We start from the raw sequence: 15,945 nt of genomic DNA on the forward strand, positions 1-15,945 counted from the left end.
ATGATCGTCTCGCCCGCCTTTTCCGGCAAGCGCTACGCGGTGCTCGGCCTTGCCCGATCGGGCCTGACCAGTGTCGAGACGCTGCTGGAGAGCGGGGCGGATGTCGTTGCGTGGGACGCGCGCGAGGAAGCGCGCGCCGCCTGTGATGGCCGGGCGACGCTGGCCGATCCGCTGGCCATGGACCTGACCGGGTTTGCCGGCGTGGTCGTTTCGCCGGGCGTGCCGCTCAACCGTCACCCGATCGGACCTCATGCGGCGAGCTTCGGCGTGCCGGTGATCGGCGATATCGAGCTGTTCGCGCTGGCGCGGCCCAGCCTGCCGGCACACCGCGTCGTCGGCATCACCGGAACGAACGGCAAGTCGACCACCACCGCACTGGTCCACCACCTGATCAAGGCGGCGGGCATTCCCACGCGGATGGGCGGGAATATCGGCCTGCCGGTGCTGGGTCAGGACCCGCTGCCCGCAGGCGGGGTCTACGTGCTCGAACTCTCGAGCTACCAGATCGATCTGACCTACAGCCTGCAAGCCGACGTCGCTGCGTTGATCAACCTCAGCCCGGACCACCTAGACCGCTACGACGGCTTCGATGCCTATGCAGCATCCAAGGCGCGGCTGTTCGCGCTGCAGCGGGCCGAACAGCACGCCGTGTTCGGACGAGGCGATCCGCACACCCTGCGCATTGCGGGCGAAGTGTCGGGCAGCCGGCCAGGCGATCTGGTCCAGATCGTCGATCCCAATGCGATCGCGGGGCAGGCTGCCTGGCCATCGCTACAGGGCCCGCACAACCTGCAGAACGCGGCCATCGCGATTGCCATCGTCTCGGCGCTCGGCATCGGCGAGGACGTCTGGCGCAAGGGGCTCGAGACGTTCGTCGGCCTGCCGCACCGGATGGAGCGCGTCGCCGAAGCGGGCGGCGTGCTGTTCATCAACGACAGCAAGGCGACAAACCCGGCGTCGACCGCGCCGGCGCTCGGCGCCTTCCCGCGAATTCACTGGATCCTCGGCGGCCTGCCAAAGGGCGACGATCTGGACGAGTGCGCCCCTTATTTCGAGCACGTGGTCCAGGCCTACACCATCGGCGAGGCCGGCCCGCGCTTTGCCGAGATCCTCGATCCAATCATGCCCGTGCAGCGCAGCGAAATGCTGTGCGATGCCGTGCGCCACGCCATGGACGCGGCCAAGCCCGGGGAAGTGATCATGCTGTCGCCCGCTTGCGCCAGCTTCGACCAGTTCCGCAACTTCGAGGCGCGGGGCGACAGCTTTCGCCAGATCGTCGAGGCGCTGATCGCCGATCGCGATGCGCCCTGTCCGACAGGAGATGGCGCGTGAGCACGACGGCCGAGCCGACCCGCCACGTCACCACGCCGACCAAGGATGGCGGCGTTCGCGTCGTCGGCCGGGGCAACCGCTATCGCCGCAGCCGGCGTAGCGAACTGGTGATCTGGTGGCGCGAGATCGATCGCGTGCTGCTCGGCCTGATCATGGCGCTGGTCGTCGTCGGCATGATCGCCGTCGCAGCAGCGTCGCCGGCGGGCGCGCACCGGTTGTCGACCGCGCAGAAGACGCTGGGCGATCTGTATTTCTTCTGGCTGCACTTGCGCTGGCTGGCGGTGGGGCTGGTGGCGATGTTCCTTGCTTCGCTCCTGCCCAAGGAATCGGCGCGGCGACTAGCCATCCTGATCGCAGGTGCGATGCTCGTTGCGCTCGTCCTCGTGCCGCTCGTCGGCAGCGAAGTGAAGGGCGCCAAGCGCTGGCTCTATATCGGGTTCAGCCTGCAACCGTCGGAATTCCTGAAACCCGGCTTCGCCATAGCTGTCGCCTGGATCCTGTCGTGGCGGCTGCGCGATCCCAATATCCCGGTGATTGCCATCACCATGGGGCTGATGGGGCTGACGGGCGTGCTGTTGATGGCGCAGCCCGATTTCGGCTCGACCGTGCTGTTCGGCGGCGTGTGGTTCGTGCTGGTGCTGCTTTCAGGCCTGCCGGTCAATCGCATCCTGTGGTCGATGGCGGGCGGCATCGTCGTCGTGATCCTCGCCTACCTGTTCTACCCCAACGCAACGCACCGCATCGACAGCTTCATTTCGGGCGGCAGCGAGTTCGACCAGGTCGACCTTGCGATGCGCACGCTGCTCAACGGTGGGTGGAACGGCACGGGTCTGTGGCTGGGTAGCCGCAAGATGGCGCTGCCCGAAGCCCAGACTGACTACATCTTCTCGGTCATCGGCGAAGAATTCGGCCTGATCGCCTGCGCCGCTATCGTTTTGCTTTATTGCGCGATCGTGGTGCGCGTGATGCTTCGCCTGGTCGACGAAGACGACCTGTTCACGATCCTTGCCGGCGCTGGCCTGACCGCGCAGCTGGCGGGGCAGGCGTTCATCAACATCCTCGTCAACCTGCAGCTGTTTCCGTCGAAGGGGATGACTCTGCCGCTCATCAGCTATGGCGGCTCTTCGACCATCGCACTGCTCCTGGGCGTCGGCTTCCTGCTCGCCATTACCCGGCGAAATCCCTATCTGAGCCGCGAATCCTTCGATTTCAGGGAGCTTCCCCGCAAATGAGCGGTACCAGGCCACCGGGTGTCTCGCGGCACTTCGTCCTCGCAGCAGGCGGTACGGGCGGGCACATGTTGCCCGCCTTCGCGCTTGCAGTGGAACTTGAACGGCGCGGCCACCACGTTGCGCTGGTGACCGACGAGCGCGGCGCGAAGATCCCTGGCAAGCCCGACTTCATGCCCGCGCACGTGCTGCCGGCGGGGCGCCTGGGCAGGAATCCGGTGGCGCTGGCCAAGGGGTTGGCCGCGATCTGGCGTGGCCGGGCGATGGCGCTGCGCCTGTTCGATAGCTTCCAGCCATCTTGCGTGGTCGGCTTTGGCGGCTATCCCGCGCTCCCCGCGCTGCTGGCGGCGCGCGCGGCAAAGATCCCCACGGTGATCCACGAACAGAACGCCGTGCTGGGGCGGGTCAACCGCTACCTTGCGCCGCGCGTCGATGCCATCGCCACGGCTTATGCCGAAGTCGATCGGCTCGACCCGAAGCTCGATGGCAAGGTGCACTGCGTCGGCAACCCCGTGCGGCCCGAAGTGCTGGCCTTGCGCAGCGAGCCGTTCCCCGATTTCGGCGACGATACGCTGTTTCGCGTGCTGGTAACAGGCGGTAGCCAGGGTGCATCGGTCCTGTCCGATGTCGTGCCTGACGGGTTGGCAATGCTGCCCGCCGTTCTCCGCCACCGCCTGCAGGTGACGCAGCAGTGCCGGGCTGAAGATCTCGAAGCAGTGCGCGCGCGCTATGCCGGCCACCAGATTCCCGCCGAACTCGGTACCTATTTCGAAGACATGGCAAGCAGGCTTGCCGACGCGCACCTGTTCATCGGGCGCGCCGGGGCATCGACCATCGCGGAACTGACCGCGGTCGGTCGGCCTGCAATCCTCGTTCCCTTGCCGATCGCCACCGACGACCACCAGGCCGCGAACACGCGCGAACTGGTGCGGGCGGGCGGGGCGCGTGCCATCCGCCAGAACGGCTTCACCCCCAAGGAACTCGCAAAGCAAATCCAGACGATGGCGCTTCATCCCCAGACCCTTGCCAATGCCGCGCACGCCGCCTGGAACTGCGGCCTGCCCAATGCCGTCAGCGATCTTGCCGACCTTGTCGAAGGGTTCGGCGGCGCGCCGCTGATGGACGTGATCCGCGTTGGCGAATCGCAGAGCGCGCTCGCGCAGGCGAACGAGGCGCTGGCGCGTCAGTCACGGGCACAGGGAGCGGCTCGGTGAAGGGCGTCGGCATCGATATCGGCACGATCCACTTCGTCGGGATCGGCGGCATCGGCATGTCGGGGATTGCCGAAGTGATGCACAACATGGGCTATGCCGTGCAAGGCTCGGACCTTGCAGAAAGCTATGTCGTCGAAGGGCTGCGCAGCCGGGGCATCAAGGTGATGATCGGCCAGCGCGCCGAAAACGTCGAGGGCGTCTCGGTCGTCGTCACCTCGACTGCGGTCCGGCGCGACAACCCCGAAGTCGTTGCCGCGCTCGAAGCACGCGTGCCGGTTGTGCGCCGCGCGGAAATGCTCGCCGAACTGATGCGGCTCAAGAGCACGGTCGCCGTGGCGGGAACGCATGGCAAGACCACCACGACCTCGATGGTCGCTTGCCTGCTCGATGCCGGCGGGATCGATCCGACCGTGATCAATGGCGGCATCATCAACTCCTATGGCTCGAACGCGCGGCTGGGCGACAGCGAATGGATGGTGGTTGAAGCCGACGAGAGCGACGGCTCGTTCCTGCGCCTTGACGGCACCATTGCGGTCGTCACCAACATCGATCCCGAGCATCTCGATCACTACGGCTCGTTCGAGCGGGTCAAGGATGCCTTCGTCGAATTCATCGAGAACGTGCCATTCTATGGCGCGGCGATGCTGTGCATCGACCACCCCGAAGTTCAGGCGGTCATCCCCAAGGTGCGCGATCGCCGCGTGGTGACGTACGGCTTTTCGGCGCAGGCCGACGTGCGCGGCGAAGCCGTGACGCCTATCCCGGGCGGCAACCGCTTCACCGCCGTGCTGCGCCAGCGCGATGGCAGCTTCCGCCGGATCGAGGACATCGAATTGCCGATGCCCGGCCGTCACAACGTGCAGAACGCGCTGGCGGCGGTGGCCGTGGCGCGCGAGATGGGCGTGTCCGAAGATCTGATCCGCACCGGCTTTGCCAAGTTCGGCGGGGTCAAGCGCCGCTTCACCAAGGTGGGTGAGGTTTCGGGCGCTGCGATCATTGACGATTACGGCCATCACCCGGTCGAGATCCGCGCGGTGCTCGCTGCGGCGCGCGAAGGGGTGCGCGGCCGCGTGATCGCCGTGGTGCAGCCGCACCGATTTACCCGGCTGCGCGATCACATGGAGGACTTCCAGGGCGCGTTCAACGACGCCGACGTGGTCTATGCAGCTCCGGTCTATCCGGCAGGCGAGCAGCCGATCGAGGGCGTCGACAGCGCCGCCATGGTCGAAGGGATCAAGGCCCGCGGCCACCGCAGCGCCCACCTGATCGACGGACCCGCCGCGCTAGCAAAGGAACTCGCCGGCACGCTCGAACCTGGCGACATGGTCGTGTGCCTTGGCGCAGGCGACATCACCAAGTGGGCCGCGGGCCTTGCCAGTTCCATCGAGCAGGAAAGGGCGGCGGTGTGACCGCGCTTGCCCTGCCGCCGGTGCGCGGCAAGCTCACCCCCGACGCTCCACTTGCGCCGCTGGTGTGGTTCAAGTCCGGCGGCAAGGCGCAATGGCTGTTCGAGCCGAAGGACGTGGCGGACCTGCAGGATTTCCTTGCAGGCCTTGCACCCGACGTTCCGGTCATGGCGCTGGGCCTCGGTTCGAACCTGATCGTCCGCGATGGTGGCGTGCCCGGGGTTGTGGTGCGGCTGGGGAAGAACTTTTCCAAGGTCACGCGTATCGACGATCAGACTTTGGACTGCGGCGGTGGGGCATCGGGGATCCTGGTGTCCTCCACGGCGCGGGACAGCGGTATCGCGGGGCTTGAGTTCCTCCGCTCCATCCCCGGCACGGTGGGCGGGTTCGTGCGCATGAACGGCGGCGCATATGGCAGGGAAGTCAAGGACATCCTGATCGATTGCGATGTTGTAATTCGTTCTGGCGAACTCGTCACCATGCCGCTTTCGGAGCTTGGTTACACTTATCGCCACAGTGAACTGACCGATGGCGCCATCGTGGTTGCCGCGCGCTTTCGGGGCGAAGCGGGGGAGCCGAGCGCGATCCAGGCGGAGATGGACCGGATCAGCGCCGCGCGGGAAGCCAGCCAGCCGCTGCGCAGCAAGACAGGCGGTTCGACCTTCAAGAACCCAGATGGCGCGAAGGCGTGGGAACTGGTCGACAAGGCCGGTTGCCGCGGGCTGACGCTGGGCGGGGCGCAAGTGAGCGAGAAGCACACGAACTTCCTGATCAACACCGGCGCGGCGACCAGCGCCGAGATCGAAGCGCTGGGCGAGGAAGTGCGACGCCGGGTCAAAGAGCAGTCGGGCGTCGAACTGCAGTGGGAAATTCAGAGAGTAGGCAAGCAGTGACCCTTCCCAAACTTCACGTCGCAGTGCTGATGGGCGGCTGGTCGAGCGAGCGGCCGGTGTCGCTGATGAGCGGCGAGGGCGTCGCCAAGGCGCTGGAAGCGCGCGGCCATACGGTGACGCGCATCGACATGGATCGCGAAGTGGCGCTGCGGCTGGCCGAGGCGAAGCCCGATGTCGTGTTCAATGCGCTGCACGGCACGCCCGGCGAGGACGGAACCGTGCAGGGCATGATGGACCTGATGGGGCTGACCTATACGCATTCCGGCCTCGCCACATCAGTTATTGCCATCGACAAGGAGCTGACCAAGCAGGCGCTGGTGCCCCACGGCATTCCCATGCCGGGCGGGCGCATCGTGCAGACCGCCGAGCTGTTCGAGCGCGATCCGCTGCCGCGTCCTTACGTGCTCAAGCCCGTGAACGAGGGATCCTCGGTCGGCGTCGCGATCGTGACCGCCGACGGCAACTATGGCACGCCAATCGCGCGCGACAGCATCGGTCCGTGGCAGGAGTTCGACGAGCTGCTGGCCGAGCCCTTCATCCGTGGCAAGGAACTGACGACTGCCGTCATCGCCGACAAGGCCCTGCTGGTGACCGAACTGAAGCCCAAGTCGGGCTTCTACGACTTCGATGCCAAGTATACCGAAGGCATGACCGACCACATCTGTCCGGCGGAAATCCCCGAAGATGTGGCCGAAGCGTGCAAGGATATTGCACTGCGGGCGCACCGCCTGTTGGGTTGCAAGGGCACCAGCCGTAGCGACTTCCGCTGGGATGACGAGCAGGGGATCGACGGGCTGTTCCTGCTGGAGGTCAACACCCAGCCGGGCATGACGCCGCTGAGCCTTGTGCCCGAACAGGCGCGCAAGCTGGGCATGAGCTACGAGGAGCTGGTCGAGGCGATCATCGCCGATGCGCTGGCCGGCAAGGCCAACGCAGCGGCGGGCAAGGCATCCGACGGGGGGAAGGGCTAGGTCGCCATGGCGCAGACGATCCGGCGAGGAGGCAAAGGCGTTCGGCGGGCAACCGCAGCCAAGGGCGCGCGCGCGAAAGTGGCAACCGCGAAGAAGCAGACCGGCAGCGCCGTCAACCAAGCGCGTCGCTGGCTGCCGTTCAGCGACGAAACGCTCCACCGCATTCTGCTGACCGGGTTCCTGGCGATTGCCGCGGCGCTCGTATGGACGCTTGCTAGCGTGGCCGGAGTGCCTGCGCTGGCCGAAGACAAGCTGGCGCAAGTCGCCGCCAATTCCGGCTTCGAGGTCAAGCGGGTCGAAGTGCGCGGCGTCAATCGCATGAACGAGCTGACGATCTACGAGCACGTGCTGGGCCAGCGCGATCAGGCGATGAGCAGGCTGGACCTTGCGGCTTTGCGCGATGGCCTGCTGCAGCTTCCCTGGGTGAAGGACGCCCGCGTTTCGCGCCAGCTTCCCGACACTCTGGTGGTCGACGTGGTCGAGCGCAGCCCGCACGCGGTGATGCGCGAGGGCGGCAAGCTGGTGCTGATCGACGAGACCGGGCACGAGCTAGAGCCGGTGAGCGCGACCAAGGCCAAGGGCATGTTCGTGCTTTCGGGCGAAGGGGCCGAAGGTCATGTCATCGATCTGGGCAAGCTGCTGGAAGCCGCGCCCGCGTTGAAGCCGCAGGTGGCAGAGGCCGAGTGGATCGGCAACCGGCGCTGGAACCTGACCTTCAAGACCGGACAGATCCTTGCCCTTCCCGAAGGCGAGGATGAATCAGCGGCTGCCTTGGTGACCTTTGCAAGGATGGATGGCGTCGATCGCCTGTTGGGTGGCCGGGTCGCCAGCTTCGACATGCGGGCCCCCGACCGCATCTACCTGCGGGTGCCAGGCCATGCCGACGAACTGGCAGCGCAGCAGAAGGCAGCGGCGCAGGCCAAGGCGGCCGCCAAGGCTGGGCGGCAGGTCGCCGCATCGAGCGCGGCGGCGCTGCCCAAGCCCACCGCGACCGCGCAGGACTGACCAATGGCCGTGCCGCGCATCACCAAGGTCTTTGCCGCCGTCAATCTTGGCTCGTTCCGGACGTCGGCGATGATCGCCGGGCTTTCGGAAACCGGCGAGATGGTCGTCCTCGGGTCCGGCCATCGCGCCAGCCAAGGGATCAAGCGCGGCTATGTCACCGACATGCAGGCCGCGACCCATTCGGTGCGCGACGCCATCGAACGGGCCGAGAAGATGGCCAATGCCAGCGTGCAGTCGGTGTGGATCGGCTGTTCGGGCGCCGGGCTGGTCAGCACAACAGCCCGGGTCGAGGTGGAAGTCGGCGGGCGGCGGATCGAACAGGACGACATCGAGCACCTGCTGGTCGCCGGACGCGAGGTGATCCAGCCCGATGGCCGCACCGTGCTGCACGCGCAGCCTGCGCACTACACGCTCGACGGTGCGCACGGCGTGCCAAACCCCAAGGGGCTCCACGCCGAACGGCTGGCGGTCGACATCCACGTGATGCTGGCCGATGGCGCTCCCATCCGCAACATCAAGGAAACCGTCGAAAACGCGCACCTGAAGGTCGAGGCGGTGGTCGGATCGCCGGTTGCGGCGGGCCATGCCTGCCTGACGCCCGAGGAGCGCGAGCTTGGCGTCGCTCTGGTGGAGTTCGGCGCGGAAGTGACCACGGTTTCGGTCTACGCAGCGGGCATGCTGCTTGGCATGCAGGTGGTCCCGTTCGGATCGGGCGACATTACCGATGCCATCGCTTCGGCTTTCGGCATTCGCCGTTATCAGGCCGAACGGCTGAAGTGCATGTCGGGTTCGGCCATCGCCAGCCCCGCCGACCATCGCGAGATGATCCCGGTAAACGCTCCGGGCGATCCCGAAGGCGGGCCGGTGGCAAGGCATGCCGACGACAAGAACCGCATCCCGCGTGCCGAACTGATCTCGGTCATCACCCAGCAGCTCGGGCGGTTTACCGAAGAAGTGGCCAAGGCGCTGAAGGCCATGGGCTTTACGGGACAGAGTGGCCAGCAGGTGGTGCTGACCGGCGGGGGGGCACAGCTTCCTGGCCTTGCCGATTTCGCGCAAGGCGCGCTGGGCCGGCCAGTACGCATCGGCTCCCCGCCGACGATGCTGGGCCTGCCACCGGGGCATGCGACGCCGAGTTCGTCGACGCTTGTCGGGCTGGTTCTCTACGCCGCCGCAGACCCGGTCGATATCCGCGCGGTGGGACCGAAATGGAACCCCGCGGAAAGCAGCTACAAGGGGATGAAGCTCATCAACCGCGTCTGGCGCGCGCTGCGGGAATACTTCTGAGCAGGGCAGGCGCCCGGATCGGCTGGAAAGCGGAGCATTTCGCCACTCCATCCTGTGGAAAAGCCGAGTTTAACTTTGATTCGACGAAACGTTGTGTGCCAAGGATTGTGCAAAGCCGCATCGCACGGCGTCTCACGCGTCGCGCCACCAATCTGACCCGCTGAGGGAGAGACCGACATGAGCATCAACATCGGACCGCCGGCGATCGACGAACTTCGGCCCCGCATCACGGTCATCGGCGTGGGCGGTGCAGGCGGCAACGCCATCGCCAACATGATCCACGCCGGTATCGAAGGCGTGGACTTCATCGTCGTCAACACTGACGCGCAGGCGCTCAACAACTCGATCGCGGATACCCGCATCCAGCTGGGCCCCGATATCACGCAGGGCCTTGGTGCGGGCGCCCGTCCAGAAGTCGGACGTGCCGCCGCCGAAGAGACGATCGAGGAAATCGAGCGCGCGCTCGAAGGCGTGCACATGGTGTTCATCGCGGCCGGCATGGGCGGCGGCACCGGCACCGGCGCTGCGCCGGTGATCGCCGAGGCAGCGCGTCGCAAGGGCGTACTGACCGTTGGCGTGGTGACCAAGCCGTTCCTGTTCGAAGGCACGCGCCGCATGCGCAGCGCCGACAGCGGCATCGAGGAGCTGCAGAAGCACGTCGATACGCTGATCGTCATTCCGAACCAGAACCTGTTCCTGGTCGCCAAGGCGGAGACCACGTTCAAGGAAGCGTTCCAGCTGGCGGACGAAGTGCTGCAGCAGGGCGTGCGTTCGATCACCGACCTGATGGTCATGCCGGGCCTGATCAACCTCGACTTTGCCGACGTGCGCTCGGTCATGGGCGAGATGGGCAAGGCGATGATGGGCACGGGCGAGGGCGAAGGCCCGAACCGCGCGCTGGAAGCCGCCGAGCGCGCCATCGCCAATCCGTTGCTCGACGGCGTGTCGATGCAGGGCGCCAAAGGCGTGATCATCTCGATCATCGGCGGCGACGACATGAAGCTGCTCGAAGTCGACGAAGCCGCGAACCACATTCGCGAACTGGTCGATCCCAACGCGAACATCATCTGGGGTTCGGCCTTCAATCCCGACCTCGATGGCAAGATCCGCGTCTCGGTCGTTGCCACCGGCATCGAGCAGAGCGCCGAGCAGGCCGAGATCGCCGCCCGCCCGGCCTCGATCCCCGGCGCATCGCGTGGTCCCGCTTTCCCGGGCGCCGCGCCCGCGCGTGGCCCCGCCGTGCCGGCAGCCCCGGCTGCCCCGGTTGCCGCTGCTGAGCCGCCTTCGGTGGCCGAGCCTGCGCCCGACGCCTGGACGCCGGCGCCAGCTGCGGCGCCGGTCCAGCCCGGTTTTGCCTCGCTCGAACAGCCCGAGGAAAGTGCGCTCGACCTGACGCTCGATCTGAGCGAAGAACAGGCCGAGCCCGCGCCTTCCGCGCCGGTTGCTGACGAATTGCAACTCGGTCCGGCGGAGGAAGAGCCCACGCCGCCGCGCTTTGGCCGTGCAGCTCCAGCTCCGCAGCCTGCGCCGGCACGGCCGGCGGCGGGCAGCACGCTGTTCGAACGCATGGCGAACCTTTCGCGCGGGACGTCGCGCGCATCTGAAGACGAGGCGCAGGATGATGGCGGTTCGCTCAACATCCCTCGCTTCCTGGGTCGCCAGAACAACCAGTAAACCGGAACATGGCGCCGCTTGCTTGCGAGTGGCGCCGTCTCCACGCGGCGGTCGGTTCGTTGCCGCCGCTTAAGGTCAGCGCCGCTATGGGGTCGGCACGATGATGCGCCGGACAACCAGCTCGCCCTTTGCCATGCTTCGCCGTGGCGTCTGCCTGATCGCCCTGTCGGCCGTGCCGTTGGTCGCAGATGCCCAGACCGCCACGACTTCGCAGCCGGTGGTCCAGTCGACCACGGGCACAGGGACCCTGTCACCGACCCAAGCGCTGAATTCGGCGCTCACTCGGCTGGCGCGCGATCCGCGTAACCTGACGGCGCTGATAGACGCGGGCACGGCGGCGCTGCAGCTTGGCGATACCGATGCGGCCGTCGGGTTCTTCTCGCGCGCCAACGAGGTTGCGCCGGGCAACGGGCAGGTCAAGGCGCAGATTGCCACGGCCATGCTCAAGGCCGACCAGCCGCTCGATGCGATCCGCTATTTCGATGAAGCGCAGGCGGCAGGCTCGGATCTGTCGATGTTCGCGCAGGACCGTGGGCTCGCCTACGATCTGGTTGGCGATAACGCGGCGGCGCAGCGGCTTTATCAGCAGGCGATGGCGCGGGGCAGCAACGACGAGCTGGTCCGCCGCTATGCGTTGAGCTTGGCCATCGCGGGTGACCGGCGCGGAGCGGAAACCGTGCTGGCGCCGCTGATCCAGCGGCAGGATCGCGCGGCGTGGCGCGCTCGTACCTTTATCATGGCGATCAGCGGCAACCCGGACGAGGCTGTTTCGGTCGCGTACTCGTCGATGCCGCAGGACCTCGCCTCGGGCATCGCGCCGTATCTTCGGTTCATGCCACGTCTCACGCCGGCGCAACAGGCCGCTGCGGCCAACCTCGGTCGCTTTCCACGGGCGGCGGACATCGGGCGCGACGATCCCAAGGTCGTGCAGTATGCCGCGCTTCATCCACGCGCGCCGCGCGTCGACCGCAGCCTGATCCCTGCGGGTGAGGCTCTCGGTGGCGAGGGCACGCAAGTGGCCAGTCGCGAGAAGCGGCGCAGGCCCGGACGCGACCAGCAACTGGCATTGGCAACGCCCGCGGCGAGCGCCAATCGACCGGCAACCTCCAGCTCGCTGCTGACAACGCCTTCGCGCGCGCCGGCGACGAGCGTTGCAGCGTCGTCTGTTGCCGTTCCTGTCGTCCAGCCCACGCCGGTTCAATCCGCGCCGGCGCAATCCGCGACAATACAATCCGTGGCAGGGGCGGGCGTGTCATCCCAGCCGCAAGGGCTGGCGGCAATCTCTAGCGGTGGGGCGGGGACTGCTCTCGCCAAGGGTTCTTCGGCAGCCGGCGCCAACTACCCGCTGTCGCGACTCGACCTGCCGCCCGGTGCGCCGCTGCCGCCCCGGGTCACGAGCATTCCCGTGACGCGCGCGCCGGGTACGGTTGCTTCCGCTTCCGGGCCCGGACCGCTTGCGAGCGCGCCAGCGAGCTCGGTCCAGACCTTCACGATGCCGCGGCAGAGCGTGCCTGCACCCGCTGCCGCCACGGCTGCAACGCCCGGCACGCCCGTGCTTGCGGCCCAGGTGCCATCACCATCAGGCGTGGCGAGTTCGCCTTCGACTACGTTCGCGTCGGCGCAGGCTGCTTCGGCGCCCGCGTCCTCGGTCGCGGCAGCGGGGCCTTCGCTCGTGGCGAGCCCCGTGGTGCAGCCGACGCCGGCACCGCCGCCGGCGACAGGCGCCGCCACAACGTCGACGCGTGTGGCGAGTGTCGAGGCGCCGCCGCCCCCGGCTGATTTCCGCGCGCTCTTCGACGGGTTCAAGGCGCCTGAGGACGAGCAGAAGAGCGCGGTGGCGGCGGTCGATCTGTCGACGATCCGCCCGCGCCCGCGGACGAGCGACGCCAAGGCCGTCGCATCGGCAAAGACGGAGAAGGTGGCGACCACGGACGCGCCGCTGGGTGCCAGGGATGCCAGGACGGCCGGTCGCGTCGGAGCCCGGGGCGAGCGCCCCGACGGGCCGACCGCGGTATCGCGCACGACCGAGAAGGAAGTCCGCGTCGCGCAAGCCGACGATGAGACCGTGCCGGGCAAGGGCGACAAGTCTGCCAAGGGTGCCAAAGGCACTACCGGCAAGGACGCGAAGGCGGACAAGGACGCCAAGTCGACGAAGGATGCCAAGTCGAGCAAGGACGCCAAGTCGGCGAAGGATGCCAAGGGCAAGGCGGCTCCGAGCCATCCGAGCCGGATCTGGGTGCAGGTCCTGACCGGCGGCAACCGCGACCAGATGGGCAAGGAATGGCGTCGGCTGGTCAAGGACGCCGCCGTGCTGAAGGGGCGCAAGCCCTACCTCAGTCCTTGGCGCGGCAATTTCCGTCTTCTGACCGGGCCCTTCGAAAGCGACGCGGCTGCGCAGGATTTCGTCAAGTCGCTGAAGAAGGACGGGGTTTCGAGCTATCAGTGGACGAGCCCGGCAGGCCAGCCGGTGGACACTCTTCCGCTTGATTGAAACCGGCGGGGCATCTCGCGCGTTCACCGTCTGTCCACAGCTTTTGCACAGGCTTGTGTAGTTTTGCCCAAGCGGCTGTTAACCTGTGATTGTTCCCCCGGCCGTACTTCGCGATGGAACCGGGGAGCGCGCGTCGGGATCCTCCCGACCGCCATGGGCTCCGGCCCCGGAGAGCGATGATGCGGACCGGCCACGACGACAGCGAACGCGACGATGCGGCGCCCGTCGACATGCTCGCCTCGCTGTTCGAGGCGCGTGGGTGGCCTTGCGAGTTCGTTTCCGACGACGAGATCCACGGCGAGATCCAGGGGTCATGGGCCACCTATCAGGTTCGCTGCGTGTGGCGGACCGAGGATCATGTGCTGCAGATCCTGTGCCTGCCCGACATCCGCGTGCCCGATGACAAGCGCGCCGCGGTTTATGAAGTCATGGCGCTGATCAACGAACAGGTCTGGCTGGGCCATTTCGACGTGTGGTCGAACGGTTCGGTGCTGCTTTATCGCCACGCGCTGATGCTTGGCGACGATGGCCTGCTAAGTCTTGGTCAGGCGCAATCCGCGGTTGAAGCGGCGATCGACGAATGCGATCGCTTCTATCCCGCCTTCCAGTTCATCCTGTGGGGCGACAAGAGTCCGGCTGATGCCTTGGCGAGCGCGCTGGTCGACGCTGCCGGCGAAGCATGAAGCAGGAAATTCCGATGCACATCCTTCAGTTCGGTTGCGGCAATATGGGCGGCGCCATGCTCGCCGGGTGGCTGGCAGGCGGGTTGGCGCCAGACACTTTCACCGTGGTCGATCCGTTTCTGGAAAGCGCGCCTGATGGCGTGCGACTGCTGCGCGCCGCGCCGGAGGGTGAAGCACCGGGCGATGTCGTGCTGCTGGGCTTCAAGCCGCAGCAATTTGCCGAGGCCATTGCCGCCGTGGCCCCGCATGTCGGCGCGAACACGCTCGTCCTGTCGATTCTTGCCGGCGTGGACATGGAAACGCTGCGCGGCGCTTTCCCTGATGCGGGAGCGATCGTCCGGGTCATGCCCAATCTTTCGGTCGCGCTGGGCAAATCGCCGATCGCGCTCGTGGGCGATGCCGAAGGAGCCGCGCGCGAGCTGACCGATGCGCTGATGAAACCGCTGGGGCAGGGCGAATGGCTCTCGGGCGAGGACCAGATGGACCTGGTTACCGCGCTGGCGGGATCGGGTCCGGCGTTCGTCTACCGCTTCATCGATGCGCTGGCGCAGGGCGCGGCCGATCTGGGGCTTCCGCGCGAGCAGGCCGATCGGCTGGCGCTGGCCATGGTAGAAGGTGCGGCGCTGCTGGCGGCCCAATCGCCCCACGCGCCGGGCGAGCTTGCGCGCCGTGTCGCGAGCCCAGGCGGCACGACGCAAAAAGGCCTCGACGTGCTCGATGCGGACGAGCGGATGCTGCGCCTGATGCAGGACACGTTGCGCGCGGCGCGGGATCGCAGCGCAGAGATGACCCGCGAAGCCCGCAAATCCTGACCGGATTCCGAAAGGCTGATTTACAATTTGTCACAAAGGCAGGGCTCCGGTTTCGCTTGAAACCCGGGCCCCCAAGCGCGATATTCGCATGCATTGGAGCCGATCCCGGTTCCGCATGGAGTGAAACGAGCATTATGGCAAACTGGAACGACCCTCAGCCCCGGACGGGCTTCGGCGCGTCTCCGAGCCTTTCGGGCGCCACCAGCCGCAGCGAGGTCTTCGACGCGGGCCTGCGGCGCTACATGCTGTCGATCTACAACTACATGGCCTCGGGCATTCTGCTTTCGGGCATCGTTGCGCTGCTGTTCGCCACGACTGGCGCCGCGGCCGCGGTGTTCGGCACCCCGCTGCGCTGGCTAGTGGCGCTGGCGCCGCTCGCCTTCGTCATGATCATGAGCTTCGGCATCAACCGCCTGTCGACCAACGCGGTGCGCGGCCTGTTCTGGGCGTTCAGCGTGGTGATGGGCATGAGCCTGTCTTCGATCTTCTTCGTCTACACCGGTCCTTCGATCGCGGCGACGTTCTTCGCCACGGCGGGCGCCTTCGCTGGCCTTAGCCTTTTTGGCTACACCACGAAGAAGAGCCTGTCGGGCATGGGCACGTTCCTGATCATGGGCCTGTTCGGGATCCTGATCGCATCGCTGATCAACATCTTCCTGCAGTCGCCGGGTCTTGCCTGGGGCATCAGCTTCCTGGGCGTGCTGATCTTCGCGGGCCTGACCGCCTACGATACCCAGCGCCTTAAGGACCAGTATGCCTATCTTGCCGGCACCGATTTTGCTGGCAAGGCGGTGGTGATGGGTGCGCTGACGCTGTACCTCGACTTCATCAACATGTTCACCTTCCTGCTGCAGTTCATGGGCGATCGTCGCTGATCGTTCGGGATTAACGCACAGGTTTGCGATGCCCGGTTGGCCCTGAAAGCCGGCCGGGCATTTTCATTGCTGG

13 protein-coding genes are annotated in these 15,945 nt (G+C 66.8%); all 13 read left to right on the forward strand.

Going from position 1 to position 15,945, the window contains the following annotated elements; all coding sequences use genetic code 11:
* Complete coding sequence (murD, locus tag HHL27_RS02315) at positions 1 to 1,332, forward strand: UDP-N-acetylmuramoyl-L-alanine--D-glutamate ligase (RefSeq protein ID WP_169491743.1); 1,332 nt, start codon at positions 1 to 3, stop codon at positions 1,330 to 1,332.
* A complete protein-coding gene (locus HHL27_RS02320; RefSeq protein ID WP_169491744.1) occupies positions 1,329 to 2,564 on the forward strand; it encodes an FtsW/RodA/SpoVE family cell cycle protein in 1,236 nt (411 codons plus the stop codon). Before murD ends, HHL27_RS02320 begins: the two co-directional genes overlap by 4 nt.
* Entirely contained in the window at positions 2,561 to 3,775 is a 1,215-nt protein-coding gene (murG, locus tag HHL27_RS02325) for an undecaprenyldiphospho-muramoylpentapeptide beta-N-acetylglucosaminyltransferase (RefSeq protein WP_169491745.1), read from the forward strand. Before HHL27_RS02320 ends, murG begins: the two co-directional genes overlap by 4 nt.
* Positions 3,772 to 5,184: a UDP-N-acetylmuramate--L-alanine ligase gene (murC, locus tag HHL27_RS02330; protein WP_169491746.1), complete on the forward strand. Its 1,413-nt coding sequence runs from the start codon at positions 3,772 to 3,774 to the stop codon at positions 5,182 to 5,184. The genes murG and murC overlap by 4 nt, the downstream gene beginning before the upstream one ends.
* Positions 5,181 to 6,074 carry a UDP-N-acetylmuramate dehydrogenase gene (gene murB, locus HHL27_RS02335; protein ID WP_338114804.1) on the forward strand — a complete coding sequence of 298 codons (894 nt, stop codon included), beginning with the start codon at positions 5,181 to 5,183 and terminating at the stop codon, positions 6,072 to 6,074. Before murC ends, murB begins: the two co-directional genes overlap by 4 nt.
* A complete protein-coding gene (locus HHL27_RS02340; RefSeq protein WP_169491747.1) occupies positions 6,071 to 7,045 on the forward strand; it encodes a D-alanine--D-alanine ligase in 975 nt (324 codons plus the stop codon). Before murB ends, HHL27_RS02340 begins: the two co-directional genes overlap by 4 nt.
* A gap of 6 nt (positions 7,046 to 7,051) precedes the next feature.
* On the forward strand, positions 7,052 to 8,050 hold the full coding sequence (locus tag HHL27_RS02345; protein ID WP_169491748.1) for a cell division protein FtsQ/DivIB: 999 nt from the start codon (positions 7,052 to 7,054) through the stop codon (positions 8,048 to 8,050).
* Between the two features lie 3 nt (positions 8,051 to 8,053).
* Positions 8,054 to 9,337: a cell division protein FtsA gene (gene ftsA / locus HHL27_RS02350; protein WP_169491749.1), complete on the forward strand. Its 1,284-nt coding sequence runs from the start codon at positions 8,054 to 8,056 to the stop codon at positions 9,335 to 9,337.
* Positions 9,338 to 9,514: 177 nt separating this feature from the next.
* Positions 9,515 to 11,011 (forward strand): cell division protein FtsZ, encoded by a 1,497-nt coding sequence (gene ftsZ, locus HHL27_RS02355; protein ID WP_169491750.1) that lies wholly within the window; start codon positions 9,515 to 9,517, stop codon positions 11,009 to 11,011.
* A 100-nt stretch (positions 11,012 to 11,111) separates the two neighbouring features.
* Positions 11,112 to 13,502, forward strand: a complete 2,391-nt coding sequence (locus tag HHL27_RS02360) for an SPOR domain-containing protein (protein ID WP_169491751.1) — start codon at positions 11,112 to 11,114, stop codon at positions 13,500 to 13,502.
* A gap of 179 nt (positions 13,503 to 13,681) precedes the next feature.
* On the forward strand, positions 13,682 to 14,185 hold the full coding sequence (locus tag HHL27_RS02365) for a type III secretion system chaperone family protein (protein WP_169491752.1): 504 nt from the start codon (positions 13,682 to 13,684) through the stop codon (positions 14,183 to 14,185).
* A 14-nt stretch (positions 14,186 to 14,199) separates the two neighbouring features.
* Positions 14,200 to 14,997: a pyrroline-5-carboxylate reductase gene (gene proC / locus HHL27_RS02370; protein WP_169491753.1), complete on the forward strand. Its 798-nt coding sequence runs from the start codon at positions 14,200 to 14,202 to the stop codon at positions 14,995 to 14,997.
* Positions 14,998 to 15,131: 134 nt separating this feature from the next.
* Positions 15,132 to 15,872: a Bax inhibitor-1/YccA family protein gene (locus HHL27_RS02375; protein WP_169491754.1), complete on the forward strand. Its 741-nt coding sequence runs from the start codon at positions 15,132 to 15,134 to the stop codon at positions 15,870 to 15,872.
* Positions 15,873 to 15,945: the final 73 nt, after the last annotated feature.

Source organism: Novosphingobium olei (assembly GCF_012927405.1).
In the GTDB taxonomy this organism is placed as follows: domain Bacteria; phylum Pseudomonadota; class Alphaproteobacteria; order Sphingomonadales; family Sphingomonadaceae; genus Novosphingobium; species Novosphingobium olei.